Annotated in this window: 10 protein-coding genes and 1 pseudogene; 3 read left to right on the top strand and 8 right to left on the bottom strand. The window is 63.2% G+C overall.

Annotated features, from left to right (window positions below; translation table 11 throughout):
- Positions 1–4: 4 nt before the first annotated feature.
- The 3 genes from N8A98_RS05950 to N8A98_RS05940 are packed head-to-tail and all read right to left on the bottom strand — an operon-like array spanning position 5 to position 3088.
- Positions 5–607 carry a nitroreductase family protein gene (locus tag N8A98_RS05950; RefSeq protein ID WP_262169923.1) on the bottom strand — a complete coding sequence of 201 codons (603 nt, stop codon included), beginning with the start codon at positions 605–607 and terminating at the stop codon, positions 5–7.
- Positions 604–1572, bottom strand: coding sequence for an ABC transporter permease (locus N8A98_RS05945; protein WP_262169922.1), 969 nt, complete (start codon positions 1570–1572; stop codon positions 604–606). Before N8A98_RS05945 ends, N8A98_RS05950 begins: the two co-directional genes overlap by 4 nt.
- A gap of 4 nt (positions 1573–1576) precedes the next feature.
- Complete coding sequence (locus tag N8A98_RS05940; RefSeq protein WP_262169921.1) at positions 1577–3088, bottom strand: sugar ABC transporter ATP-binding protein; 1512 nt, start codon at positions 3086–3088, stop codon at positions 1577–1579.
- 136 nt (positions 3089–3224) lie between these two features.
- Between N8A98_RS05940 and N8A98_RS05935 the strand changes: the two are divergent.
- Positions 3225–4603: pseudogene (locus tag N8A98_RS05935) on the top strand (FAD-containing oxidoreductase).
- Positions 4604–4892: 289 nt separating this feature from the next.
- Here the strand turns inward: N8A98_RS05935 and N8A98_RS05930 are convergent.
- The 4 genes from N8A98_RS05930 to N8A98_RS05915 form a co-directional block, all read right to left on the bottom strand.
- Positions 4893–5726, bottom strand: coding sequence for a sugar phosphate isomerase/epimerase family protein (locus N8A98_RS05930; protein ID WP_262169919.1), 834 nt, complete (start codon positions 5724–5726; stop codon positions 4893–4895).
- 74 nt (positions 5727–5800) lie between these two features.
- Positions 5801–6622 (bottom strand): amidohydrolase family protein, encoded by an 822-nt coding sequence (locus tag N8A98_RS05925; RefSeq protein WP_262169916.1) that lies wholly within the window; start codon positions 6620–6622, stop codon positions 5801–5803.
- A gap of 75 nt (positions 6623–6697) precedes the next feature.
- Positions 6698–7291 (bottom strand): YdcF family protein, encoded by a 594-nt coding sequence (locus N8A98_RS05920; protein WP_262169915.1) that lies wholly within the window; start codon positions 7289–7291, stop codon positions 6698–6700.
- A 249-nt stretch (positions 7292–7540) separates the two neighbouring features.
- Positions 7541–8779, bottom strand: a complete 1239-nt coding sequence (locus N8A98_RS05915; protein ID WP_262169913.1) for an aminopeptidase — start codon at positions 8777–8779, stop codon at positions 7541–7543.
- Positions 8780–8989: 210 nt separating this feature from the next.
- On the opposite strand from N8A98_RS05915, the gene N8A98_RS05910 reads away from it, so the two are divergent.
- A complete protein-coding gene (locus N8A98_RS05910) occupies positions 8990–9880 on the top strand; it encodes a lipid kinase (RefSeq protein ID WP_262169911.1) in 891 nt (296 codons plus the stop codon).
- A gap of 642 nt (positions 9881–10522) precedes the next feature.
- Entirely contained in the window at positions 10523–12331 is a 1809-nt protein-coding gene (locus tag N8A98_RS05905; RefSeq protein ID WP_262169909.1) for an ABC transporter ATP-binding protein, read from the top strand.
- 196 nt (positions 12332–12527) lie between these two features.
- On the opposite strand, the gene N8A98_RS05900 is transcribed toward N8A98_RS05905, so the two are convergent.
- On the bottom strand, positions 12528–12953 hold the full coding sequence (locus N8A98_RS05900; protein WP_262169907.1) for an organic hydroperoxide resistance protein: 426 nt from the start codon (positions 12951–12953) through the stop codon (positions 12528–12530).
- Between the last annotated feature and the right edge of the window lie 64 nt (positions 12954–13017).

Genomic DNA, 13017 nt, shown 5'->3' with positions numbered 1-13017 from the left:
GGTGTCATTCCGGGGCGGTCCAATGGGTGACCAGGTCCGCCAGTTTAGGTCGGGCTCGGTCGGCGGGGATATCTGTGGCAGTGCCGATATGGACGATGCCGGCAATGTGCTCGTGGGGGGCTAGGCCATAGATAGCAGCGGCACTGCGGCTTTCGGCGGCCCAGCCGGTGAGAAGGATCGCGCCATAGCCGCTGGCATGACTGGCGTTGAGCAGGTTCATGGCCACGGCGCCGGCAGAGAGTTCCTGTTCGAGCAAGGCGATCTTGGCGTCGGGCGCGGGGCTGGAGACGATGAGGATGACCAGCGGCGCATAGGTGAAAACGCGGGTCATGATGTCAGCGAATTTCTCGAGGCGCTCGGGCGACATGTCTTGTTTTTCAAGGCGATAGACAGCGGAGAGGCGCTGGCCGACCTGGTGGCGGGCGTCGCCGGAAAAGACGATGAAGCGCCAGGGGCTGAGCGCGCCGTGATCGGGGACGCGTGTAGCGATGGTGAGGATGCGGGCGAGTTCCGCATCACTCGGCGCGGGTTCGGCCAATTGGCTGGTGGGCACCGAGCGGCGGGTTTCGAGCAGGCGGAGGGCCGCTTCGTTGGGGAAAAGGCTCATCGGCTGCGCAGGCGCTTGGTGAGGGAGCTGGCCGAGACGGCGAGGATGATGATGCCGCCAACCAGGATTTGCCTGACATAGCTGTCGACGCTCATTTGGGTCAGGCCATTGTCGAGCACGCCCAGGATGAGGACGCCGACAATTGTCGCGAGAATGCGCGGCTCGCCGTGTTCGCTGAGGGTCGAGCCGAGGAACACGCCGGCAATGGCGTTGAGCATGAGGCTGGAGCCCTGGGTGGGATTGGCCGAGGCGACGCGGCTGGCATACATGATGCCGGCGAGCGCCGCCGTGCTGCCGGTGAGGGCGAAGGCGATGAGCTTGAGTTTGCGCACGGCAACGCCGCTCAAATGGGCGGCTTCGCTATTGCCGCCAATGGCATAGAGGCGGCGGCCAAAGGTGGTTTGCTCGAGCAGGACCCAGACCACAACGACCACGGCGAGGGCCAGGATGGTGAGATTGGGGATGCTGACGGCGACGCCGCCCCATTCGCCTAAACCTATGCCCCCACGGGAAAATTGGGAAAAATCCTCGGGGATGGCGCGGCCCGAAATGGTCTTGCCGCCGCTGACGACGAAGGCGGCGCCGGAGAACATGGTGAGGGTGGCAAGGGTGGCGACAAAGGGCAGGATGCCGATGAAACTGATCAGTGCGCCATTGATGGCGCCACCCGCCAGGCCCACCAATAAAGCGAGGGAAACCGCGGCCCAGACCGGAATGTCGAAGGTGAAAAGCACCGCGACGACAATGCCGGCAAGGCTGGCCATCGAGCCGACGCTGAGGTCGAAATCGCCCATCACCATGACGATGGTCATGCCGGCGGCGACCACGATCAGCATGGACAATTGCTGGCTGATATTGAGCCAGTTGCGCGCGGTCATGAAGGTATCGGGCAGGCTGACCCAGAAGAAAATCAGGATCGCTGCGCAGCCGATAAGCGTGCCGTAACGGCGAAGTAATGTTAACACACTGTTACCCTTGAGCGCGACCATAGGTGAGGTTGATGAGCATTTCTTCGCTCAGTGCTGATGCCGCGACGATATCGGTAATGGCCCCATCGCGCATCACGGCGATGCGGTCGGCCATGCCGAGCAATTCGGGCAGGTCGGACGAGACCAGGATGACCGCCATGCCGCGGGCGGCCATTTCGCGGATCACACTATAGATATCGAATTTGGCGCCGACATCGACGCCGCGGGTGGGCTCGTCGAGCAGCAGCAGGCGCGGATCGCCGACCAGGGCCTTGGCGAAAACCACCTTCTGCTGATTGCCGCCGCTGAGTTCACGGGCGCGCTGGTTCGGCCCGGCGGATTTGAGGCGGACGAGCTGGCCGCGTTCCTCGGTGAGGCGGCGTTCGCGGCGGGGCATGAGGAAGGTGCCCCAGCGGCTTTGCGCCTTGAGGTGGGGCAGGGTGGTGTTTTCGAAAATCGGGCGGGAGAGGATCAGCCCCTCCGAGCGCCGCTCGCGCGGGATATAGGCAATGCCGGCGCGCCAGGCATCGGCGGGGCTGCGCGGGCGATAGGCGTGACCGGCCAGGCCCATGGTGCCACTCGCGGGGGCGAGGTCGCCGAACAGGGCGCGCAGCACTTCGCGCTGACCGGCATTGGCGATACCGGCCAGACCCAGGATTTCCCCGGCATGGACCGCGAGGGAGATGGGGGGGCGACCGCGAATGGTGAGGTTGGTGGCGGTGAAGATGATGTGGTCTTGCGGCGGGGTGAGCTGGCGCGGATAGGCTTCCTCGACGCGGCGGCCGATCATCAGGGCGACCAGGTCGTCATGGGTGATGTCAGCGATTTTGCCGGTATCGACGCTGCGGCCGTCGCGGATGACGGTGGCCTTGTCGCAAATGGTCATAATCTCGTCGAGGCGATGGGAGACGTAAAGCACCGAAGCGCCCTGCAAACGGAGTTCGCGGAGCACGGTGAAGAGGCGTTCGGATTCCTCTGACGTGAGGGCAGCGGTGGGTTCGTCCAGCACATAAAGGCGGGCGGGAGCGCCGGCTTCGCCGACAAAGGCGCTGGAAATGCGCACCAGCATCTGATCGCCCAGGGTCAACGTGCCGAGCTTCTGACGGGGATCGATATGGGTGATGCCCAGCTTGAGCAGGGTTGCCTGTGCAGCGGTGTTGAGCTTTTTCCAATCGACGAACACGCCGGCGCGGCGCGGATAGGCGCGGCCCATGAAGATGTTTTCGGCCACCGACAGGGCGGGGACGACGTTGAATTCCTGGTGGATGAAGCGCAGGCCCAGGCGATGGGCCTGCTGGGCGCTGTCGATATGAACTGGCTTGCCGTCGAGGCTGATAGCGGCGCGGTCGGGAGAAACGACACCGGCCAGAATTTTGATCAGCGTGGATTTGCCGGCGCCGTTTTCGCCCATCAACGCGTGAATTTCGCCCGGCGCAATGTCGAGGTCCACACCCCTAAGGGCCGGAACGCCGCCATAGGCCTTGGTCACGTCTTTGAGGGAAAGCAAGCTCATGGGGCGGTGTTCGCCGGTTTGGGGGCGGTTCGTCAAGCGTTGAGCGCACACCAGCGACGATTGCCGGCCCGTTCACCCACTGGCGTCTTTGCCAACTCCGCCATAAGCTTGGCTCGACTGTGGGGGTGCGGCGGCCATGTCCGAACAATTCGATGCCATCATTATCGGCGCCGGTCAGTCCGGCCCTTTCCTTGCCGCCAGGCTTGCCGGCACGGGGCGCAAGACCGCGCTGATCGAGCGCGAGCATCTGGGCGGCACCTGCGTCAACGATGGCTGCACGCCGACCAAAACCCTGGTCGCCAGTGCCCGCGCCGCCTGGAGCGCGCGCCACGCCAAGGATTTCGGCGTGGTCGTCAAAGGGCCGGTCACTGTGGACATGAAGGCGGTCAAGGCGCGCAAGGACAAGGTGGTGGGGGCCTCGGTCAAAAGCCTGACCGATTGGCTGGGGAGCCTCGAAATGCTCGACTATATCAAGGGTTCGGGCAGTTTCGTTTCGCCCACTGAAATATCGGTCAATGGCCACACGCTGACCGCGCCGCAGATTTTCATCAATACCGGCGCCAAGGCGAGCATTCCCGATTGGCCGGGCCTCGATAAAGTCCCCTATCTTACCAATACGACCATGATGGATCTCGACACGCTGCCGAGCCATCTGTTCATCGCCGGCGCCAGCTATATCGGGCTCGAATTCGCCCAGATGTATGCCCGCTTCGGCGCCAAGGTCACGGTGATCGAGCGCGGCCCGCGCCCCGCCGCCCGTGAGGATGAGGATATCTCGGCCTCGATCCGCGAAATCGTCGAGGCCGATGGCGTCACCTTCCTGTTCAACACCAATGTGCAGGCGGTGGCCCGGGCCGGCAATGGCGTGCTGCTCTCGCTCGATACCGGTGGGCGGCTGTCCTCGGTCGAAGCCAGCCATTTGCTGATCGCTCTGGGCCGCACTCCCAATTCGGCCGATCTCAACCTTGCCGCCGCCGGCATTGAAACCGATAAGCGCGGCTATATCCCGGTCGACGATCACCTGCGCACCAAGGTCAAGGGCATCTGGGCCATGGGCGACATCAATGGGCGCGGCGCCTTTACCCATACGTCCTATAATGATTTCGAGATTGTCGCGGACAATGTGATCGATGGCGGCAGCCGGTCCATCGCCAATCGCATTCCGGTCTATGGCCTGTTCATCGACCCGCCGCTGGGCCGGATCGGCATCACCGAGGCCGAGGCCCGCAAGCTGGGCCGCAAAGTGCTGATGGGCACCATGCCCATGTCACGCGTCAGCCGCGCCAAGGAGCGCGGGGAAACCCAGGGCCTGATGAAAGTGCTGGTCGATGCGGAGAGCGAACAGGTGCTTGGGGCCTCGATCCTGGGCATCGGCGGAGACGAGATCGTGCACTCGCTGCTGCAATTGATGGCGGGGGGCTCAGCTACAAGACGATGATGCATGCGGTGCATATTCATCCCACGGTGACGGAGCTAATCCCGACGCTGTTGGCGGATTTGAAGCCGTTGGAATAGGGGATACCCCCTCCTAACCTCCCCCTGATAGGGGGAGTGTTTACTTTGGACGCCTTCAAGAACGCGGTGTCATCCCGGCGCAGGCCGGGACCCATCCTGAGCTGTCCAAACTCGCCGCCAGATCGCCTGACAAGCACCATCCCGGCGCCCCGCTCACACACCTTGTCGCCGCAGCATCTCAGGATGGGCCCCGGCCTGCGCCGGGGTGACACCGTGGGCGGGGCGAGTCCCGAGTAAACACCCGCTATCAGGGGGAGCTAGGAGGGGGTACTCCGATCCCAGTGTGGGGCTATGCCTCCAGCCGCGTCGTCACAAAATCCCGTTCCGCCGCCAACCCGTGCCATTCCCCCGGCACTTCGCTGTCGAAAATCAGCGTATAGGGTCCCTTGTATCCGGCCTCTTCCGCGGCAGCGATGCACAGACCATAGTCCGCCTCGTCCAGATCGCCATCGATGAAGCTGGCCTTGGCGTGGCACAATTCGGCGCGGCCGAAAATCGATTGCAGATCGGCATATTTCTCCGGGCCGGTCCAATTGCCCATATCGGCCAGGAGCCCGACCCGCCCGTCCAGCTTGTCGAGCAGGTAATGCACATGCGCCGGCTCGGCCAGCAGGTCGAACCAGTTCTCGGTCACCAGCCGCACCTTGGAGCCGGCATTGCCGTCGGCCAAAGTGGTCAGCGCCTTGACCGAGCGGTCCAGCGCATCGCGGGTCGGCTTCTGCTTGCCGGCGATTACCCGCGCGTTCTCGGCGCCCAATTCGTTGGCGACTTCAAGCCAGCCGGCAATCCACTTGGTATCGCGCGCGCCATGTTCGGGATGGCTGATATCGCCGGCATCGATCAGCAGCGTCTGCAGCGTCACGCCGGAGACTTTGAGCTGGTCGCGCAGCTCTCCCAGATAGACCGAATCGCGGCTGCGCAGGTGGAACGACACCAGTTCCAGCCGGTGATAACCATGGTTACTCAGCACCGATGGGAGGCCCAGGAGCGGTTCTTCGCCGTCGCCATAGCGCTGGTCTTCGGGGCCGATGGCGTTGGTGGTCAGGTCGTGGGGATAAATGCTGCCCAGAATGCGATGTAGCGACCAGGTGGAAACGGCGATGCGGTCGGCGATGGATGTCATGGGTGTGATCCCTGTTCTTGTTACCAACCAGACTGCAACGGTCCGGTGACGTCATCAAGGCGGCACAGCAAAATTCAGGCTTTGTAGATGCGTTCGGCATTGCGGTGGAACAGGCGGGCCTGCTCGTCCTCGGTGGCGCCGCTGACGATCTCGCGGCTGGCCTCGACCCAGCGGGTGAGCGAGCCGGTCTTGGTGACCACCGGATGGTCGGAGCCCCACACCACCCGGTCCCAGCCGAAACATTCGATGATGTGTTCGACATAGGGGCGCAGCGTTTGCACCGTCCAGTCAGGGCCGGAATAGGCAATGATTCCAGACACTTTGGCATTGAGGTTCGGCAGCTTGGCAATCGCCTTGATGTCGGCGCGCCATGGATCGAGCCCGGCGCCGGTGACGTCGGGCACCCCGCAATGATCGAGGATGAACGAGACGTCGGGCGCCCGCTCCACCAGCATTTTGCCGATGCCCAATTGGTCCGCCCGCACGCAGAGGTCAAAGCTCAGGTCATAATCGGGTAGGTGGCGGATGTTTTCGACGAACAGATCGGATTGGCTGAGATCATCGGGCGCCTCGTGCAGGATCCGGCGGACGCCCTTGACATGGGGATGTTCGGACAGCCGCTCGATCTGGTCGACAAAGGCCGGGTTTTCCGGGCGGCAGGCGGCGATGGCGCCGATAATGCGGGGCAAAGCGAGCACGAATTCGGTCTCGGCCAGCATGTCCTGTTCGGCGACATCGACCTCCATATGCAGCGCCGATTCGATGCCCAGCGGCACGGCTTCGGCAAAGTAATCCTCGAGGGTCCACTCCCGGTTGAGCACCGGCTGGCCGGCCAGCCAAGGATAGGAAAACTGACGGGGATAAACCAGGTGCAGATGGGTATCGAGAATGCGCATTGGGGTCTCCTCACCACCGTTTTGCCATCACATCGGGCCCGTTTGGGTTAACGGACTGTTAGCATTGAGAGTCACTCACAGCCCCGCCACCAGATATTGCCCCATGAACCACACTTCGCGGGCGAGAAACGGCATGGTCGTCTCCCAACTGAGGTAGCGGCTGGTCGGAGTGGGGGAGGGGTGGGCGTTGAGACCCGCCCGGCCGGCGATCAGCATGGCGCGGCGCATATGCAGCGGATCGGACACGATCAGGACGCTGGCCAGCCCCGCTTCGGTCAGCACCGGAGCGGCGAAAGCGAGATTTTCGATCGTGGTGCGCGACTGGTTTTCCTCGATGATCGCGCCGGCCGGCACGCCGTTGGCGACCAGCCAATTGCGGCTGGCTTCGGCTTCGCTGAGCTTATCCTCCGGGCTGCGCCCGCCGGTGACCACGATATGGCTGACCTGGCCGGTGTCATAGAGCGATTTGGCATGGCGCAAGCGTTCGGTCAGCACGGGGCTGGGGCGATCCCATAATACCGCGGCGCCCAGCACGAGCGCGGCATCGGCCCTTTGGGTCGAGGATTGCCCGGCATAGCGCCAGATATCGAGCGCTAGCCCGCCCGCCACCACGACGATGAGCAGGGACAGGGCAAAGATCGCACGATAGATGCGGTGGACTAGGCGCATGGTAGGCGCATTCTAGGGCGTGGCGTCCATCGTCGCTATCTCCGGTGTTTGGCCGACGCTCAATGCGCCTTGATAGCGCCTGACCCCTCATCCGCCCTTCGGGCACCTTCTCCCTCAAGGGGAGAAGGTTGGGCTCCGAGCTTAGGCCAGGCACATTGCCTCCCCTCTCCCCTTGAGGGAGAGGGTGGATCGGCCATCAGGCCGAGACGGGTGAGGGGTCTGCCGCCGCAAACACCAAAGAACGAATGCTTAAGCCCACTCGCCCTTGCGCATGACGGGCTCGCTGCTGCCGTCGGCGTGGACGCCGTCGATGTCGATCTTGTCCGAGCCGATCATCCAGTCGATATGGATGTTGGAGGTGTTGCCGCCCTTGGCAAAAATCTGCTCCTGGGTCAGCTCCTTCCCGCCCACGAAGCAATCGGCATAGCACTGGCCCATGGCGATATGGCTGGAGGCATTTTCGTCGTAGAGGGTGTTGTAAAACAATAGGCCCGAGGCCGAGATTGGCGAGGAATGGGGCACGAGGGCCACTTCGCCCAGCCGGCGGGCGCCTTCATCGGTGTCTAGCACGCGGTTGAAAATATCCTGGCCCTTGGAGGCCTTGAGCTCGACCAGGCGGCCGCCCTCGAAGCGCGCCTGCATATCCTCGATCAGCGTGCCATTGTGGCTCAGCGGCTTGGTGGAACTGACAGTGCCTTCGACGCGCAGCCGGTGGGGCGTGGTGAACACTTCTTCGGTGGGGATATTGGGGTTGCAGGTAATGCCGTTCTTGGCTTCCGAAGCGCCGCCCTTCCAGCGGTGGCCATCGGCCAGGCCAATGGTCAGGTCGGTGCCGGGGCCGGAATATTTAAGCGAGGCGAAATTCTTGCCGTTGAGCCAGCTCCAGCGCTTTTTGAGATTGGCATTGTGCTCCTTCCAGGCGGCGATCGGATCGTCCACATCGACGCGCGAGGCTTTGAAGATAGCGTCGGCCAGCTTGCCCACCGCGATCTCTTCGCTGTCATTGGGGAAAATCAGCTTGGCCCAGGCCGCATTGGGGTAGGAGACGATATTCCAATTGATATCGAAACCGGTGATCAGCTGCAGCGCCGGCTTATAGGCGGCCGAATTGGCGCGGTTGGCGCGGGATACCTTGTCGGGGTCCTGGCCGGCCAGCATCATCGGATTATCGCCCGAAATGGCGAGGCGCGCGGTATTGGCCTTGAAGGCCTCGGCCATGCCCGCATAGAGCCAGGCGGCGCCTTTGTCGAAGCTCTTGTCATTGGCGTATTTGTAGCGGGCGAGCGTGGCTTCCTCATCGGAATAGATGGTGGTGACCAGACCCGCCCCGGCCTTATAGGCATGCTCGGTGATGCGGCGCACCAGCGGCGCTGCGCTCATCGGCGCGGTCATCAGCAGGTCCTGGCCCTCGGCCAATTGCAGCCCGACCTTGATGGCCACCTGGGCCAGCTTGTCCAGTTTGACGGGATCGATGGGATTGGAGCTCATTGGGCGTCAGCCTCTTGGTTTTTGAATCGCTGAAGGCTGAGCCTAGCGCTGCTTTGTGGGCAATGTCAGCCATATAGGAAAAAATGTTGCGTGAGGGTGGTCCCCACATGCCCGGTTCGGATGACCAAATGGTAATGTGCCGGCTCTTGTGACATTTCGCCGGGCCAACCATTTAGAGCACCTGCCCACAAGCCACCGGATCTTTGCCTGATGACAGCTGCCATGCCTTCCCGCCGTCGCGGCCTGATGCTGGTCAATCCCAAATCCCGCCGTGGCGGCGCGGCGCTGGAGCCCGTGATTGCCCGGCTTGAAGCGGGTGGCATCGACGTGGTGGTCGAGCGCTTCGAAACGCCCGAGGAAGTGTCAGCCGATATCGCCCGGCGGCGGCACGAGGCCGATCTGGTCATTGTCTGCGGTGGCGACGGCACCATCAATTCAGCGGCCAAGGGCGTGCTCGCCACGGGGCTGCCGATGGGCATCCTGCCCATGGGCACGGCCAACGATCTGGCACGGACGCTGGCCATTCCCGACGATCTGCTTAAGGCGGCCGATATTATCGTGGCGGGCCATCAGCGCCGCATCGACCTTGGCGAAGTCAATGGCCATCCGTTTTTCAACGTCGCCAGCCTTGGCCTCAGCGCCGATCTGGCGCGTGGGCTGACACCGGAAGCCAAGAAACGTTGGGGGAAGCTCGGCTATGGGCTGGCGGCTATTCGGGTGCTGGCCTCGGCGCGGCCGTTCCGGGCGCAGACCATCGGCGACGATGGCGCGGCGGTGACGGTCAAGACGCTGCAGATCGCGGTGGGCAATGGCGTGCATTATGGCGGCGGCACGGTGATCCATGAGGATGCCACGATCGAGGATGGGCATCTCGATCTCTATAGTCTTGAGCTCAAGAACGTCTGGAAATTCGGGCTGATGCTGGGCGCCTTCCGGCGTGGCCAGCACGGTGCCTGGGACGAGGTGCGGACCTCCAAGAGCACCGAATTCGATATTCGGACGCGCGAGCCGCGCGAGATCAATACCGATGGGGACATTGTCACCGAGACGCCGGCGCATTTTATCATCCGGCCCGGTGCGATTACGGTGTTTGCGGCTTAGGAAGACGTTTTGGGAGAGCCTCGATCCAGTCCCCTCCCCCTTGAGGGGAGGGCTAGGGTGGGGGTGCTGTGCCCTCCAAATGTTCGATAGCCTTGGATAGCTCGGCACCCCCACCCTCAATCCCTCCCCTCAAGGGGGAGGGAGGCGGATCGCGGCTCGCTTAACTCCACCCCTGGAACTTTGTTGATTCAGCCTTTGGGAGCTCCCGAGCCCCATCCCTTCGCTTCCCTCGGGGCGGGTCCGAGGACGCATCGGGGTGGGGGCGAGTGCGGTGATCGCTCGCTCACCTGAATGGCCCATTGCCCCATCCTCGACTGCGGCATCTTTGCAACGGCTTTTGGTGGGCCGTCACAATGGGGTGAAAAACCGGGTTGGCAAAGCCGAACGGTTTGGCTAGTAATCGTCTACCGCTTCAGATCACAAACAAGGGAGGCGTCGTATGACAGTACCGTTTACCGCTTCCCCTCTTGGCATGGCACACCGTTAGGTCCCTGCCATCCGCGGCCCGCCGACAAGGCCAGCCGCCCGCGGTTTTTCCATCGCAGCCATTTCTGATCTGACGGGAATATTTGTCCCGTTCCCGGCTGTGCCTTTCATGACTTTCACATAAGGGCCGGCGCGCTTGGCGTCCGGGTCACCACCATGAGTCGCAAGAAACTCGATTTCCGCGCCGACGCATTCGCCAATGTGCTCGGCTTCACGTTCCATCATTGGGCCAAGCAACCCCTGCGGGCGGCTGGCATTGCCCTGCTCGTGCTCGCGGCGACGCTGGCGGAAGCCTTCAGCCCGGTTTTTGCGGGGCGGCTGGTGGACGCCGTCGCCTCCGGCAGCGGGCAGAACGAAGCCTTCTGGGCCCAGGCGCTGAGCGCGTTCTGGATCATGGCTTCGCTGTACCTGGCTTCGGTGATCCTGCGCCAATTCGTGTTCTTCAGCCTGATCGCCTTCACGCTGCAGATGATGAATGACGTCATCACCAATGCCTTCCATCGGGTGCAGCGCTTCTCCTCGGACTGGCACGCCAATAGCTTTGCCGGCTCCACGGTGCGCAAGATCACGCGTGGCTCGGGCGCGCTCGACCTGCTCAATGACGTGCTGCTGGTGGCGCTGTGGCCTTCGCTGGTCATGCTGATCGGCGCCACGGTCATCCTTGGCGCGGTCTGGCCGGTCATGGGGCTGGTCGTCGGCCTGGGCTCGCTGGTCTATGTGACTGTCACGGTGTGGCTGTCCATGAGCTTCGTCGCGCCGGCCGGTGCCCTCGCCAATGCCTGGGACACCAAAATGGGCGGTGCTTTGGCCGATGCGGTCAGCTGCAATTCGGTGGTCAAGGCCTTTGGCGCCGAACAGCGCGAAGAGGGCATTCTGGGCCGGGTCGTGGGCAAATGGCGCAAGCGCACGCGTCGCGTCTGGCAGCGCGGCACGCTCAATGGTGGCGCGCAGGGCCTGATGATGGCCGTGATGCAGACCGCCATTCTGGGCACGGCGCTCTGGCTGTGGCAGCAGGGCGCGGCGACGCCGGGCGATATCACCTTTGTGCTCACCATGTTCTTCGTGCTGCAGGGCCATCTGCGCGATGTGGGGCAGCATATCCGCAACCTGCAGCGCTCGGTCAATGACATGGAAGAACTGGTCGCGCTCGACAAGCAGCCCTATGGCATTGCCGACAAGCCGGGCTCGGGCAAGATCAAGATCGGGGAAGGCGCCATCGCCTTCGACCATGTGACGTTCCAATATGGCTCGCACGCCACCCCGCTTTATCGCGATTTCTCGGTGAAGATTGCGCCGGGCGAACGCGTCGGGCTGGTGGGTCATTCGGGCTCGGGCAAGACGACCTTCGTCAAGCTGATCCAACGCCTCTATGACGTCAATGGCGGCGCCATCACCATCGATGGGGTCAATATTGCCGATGTGCAGCAATCGAGCCTGCGCAGCCAGCTCGCCATCGTGCAGCAGGAACCCATCCTGTTCCATCGCACGCTGGCCGAGAACATCGCCTATGCATGGCCCGGCGCCTCGCGCGCCGAGATCGAGGAAGCGGCGTTGCAGGCCAATGCGCATGACTTCATCCTGAGCCTGCCCAAGGGCTATGAGACCATGGTGGGCGAGCGTGGCGTCAAGCTCTCGGGTGGCGAGCGGCAGCGTGTCGCCATCGCCCGGGCGTTCCTGGCTGATGCGCCGGTGCTGATCCTGGACGAGGCGACATCGAGCCTGGACAGCGAAAGCGAAGTGCAGATTCAGGAGGCGATGGAACGGCTGATGGTCGGTCGCACCACCCTGGTGATTGCGCATCGGCTGTCCACGGTCCGCGCGCTGGACCGGCTGCTGGTGTTCGACAAGGGCCGCATCGTCGAGGAAGGCGATCATGCCAAGCTGATCACGCTCAAGGGTGGCATCTATCGCCGGCTGTTCGAGCGGCAGGCGCTGGAACTGACCAAGGGGCTCAATGTAGCCTGATAAGGAAGCGCCGGGGTGAGAGCCCCGGCGTTGTTTCTTTCCCTCGCCCCTTGAGGGAGAGGGACGGCATTTCTGCGTTCAGCAGAAATGACAGGGTGAGGGGTGCTGCGTCATCCCATGCCGGAAGCCTAGAAAGCGACCCCTCATCCGCCCTTCGGGCACCTTCTCCCTCAAGGGGAGAAGGAAGGGCAGTGGCTCACACCACCTGCAAATCCACCTCGAACCCCTTCCGGCTGACCTCGCTATAGGGGCAGATGACATGGGCGCGCTTGACGATGTCCTCGACCTTGGCCTTGTCGAGACCCGGCACGTCCACCTTGAGCGCCGCCTGGATCCAGAAGCCTTCGCCATCGTCGCGGTCGCGGAAGCTGACTTCGGCGGTGACCTTGGCGTCTTCGGGAATGGTGTCGCCGCTCTTGCGGGCAGCCGCCTTCATGGCGCCCAGGAAACAGGCCGAATAGCCCACCGCGAACAGCTGTTCGGGATTGGTGCCGCGCGCGCCATCGCCGCCGATTTCCTTGGGCGTGGTCAGGGTCACGTCCAACACGCCATCATCGGTTCTGCCATGGCCCGAACGGCCGCCGGTTGAGGTGGCCCTGGCGGTGTACATGATCTTGGTCATAGAAAATCTCCTTGCGCTTGCCCGCCCCTGCGGCAGGACACGCAGGAGGGAACGTGCAAGTGGC

The organism is Devosia neptuniae (assembly GCF_025452235.1).
GTDB lineage: Bacteria > Pseudomonadota > Alphaproteobacteria > Rhizobiales > Devosiaceae > Devosia.
Note: the sequence above shows the minus strand (reverse complement) of the source record. Positions and strands in the feature narration are given on the sequence as shown.

Bases quoted from the DNA above. Each gene is read 5' to 3' on its own strand.
- N8A98_RS05900 (WP_262169907.1), bottom strand. From the start codon at position 12,953: ATGACCAAGATCATGTACACCGCCAGGGCCACCTCAACCGGCGGCCGT.
- N8A98_RS05905 (WP_262169909.1), top strand. From the start codon at position 10,523: ATGAGTCGCAAGAAACTCGATTTCCGCGCCGACGCATTCGCCAATGTG.
- N8A98_RS05925 (WP_262169916.1), bottom strand. From the start codon at position 6,622: ATGCGCATTCTCGATACCCATCTGCACCTGGTTTATCCCCGTCAGTTT.
- N8A98_RS05930 (WP_262169919.1), bottom strand. From the start codon at position 5,726: ATGACATCCATCGCCGACCGCATCGCCGTTTCCACCTGGTCGCTACAT.
- N8A98_RS05920 (WP_262169915.1), bottom strand. From the start codon at position 7,291: ATGCGCCTAGTCCACCGCATCTATCGTGCGATCTTTGCCCTGTCCCTG.
- N8A98_RS05910 (WP_262169911.1), top strand. From the start codon at position 8,990: ATGACAGCTGCCATGCCTTCCCGCCGTCGCGGCCTGATGCTGGTCAAT.
- N8A98_RS05950 (WP_262169923.1), bottom strand. From the start codon at position 607: ATGAGCCTTTTCCCCAACGAAGCGGCCCTCCGCCTGCTCGAAACCCGC.
- N8A98_RS05915 (WP_262169913.1), bottom strand. From the start codon at position 8,779: ATGAGCTCCAATCCCATCGATCCCGTCAAACTGGACAAGCTGGCCCAG.
- N8A98_RS05940 (WP_262169921.1), bottom strand. From the start codon at position 3,088: ATGAGCTTGCTTTCCCTCAAAGACGTGACCAAGGCCTATGGCGGCGTT.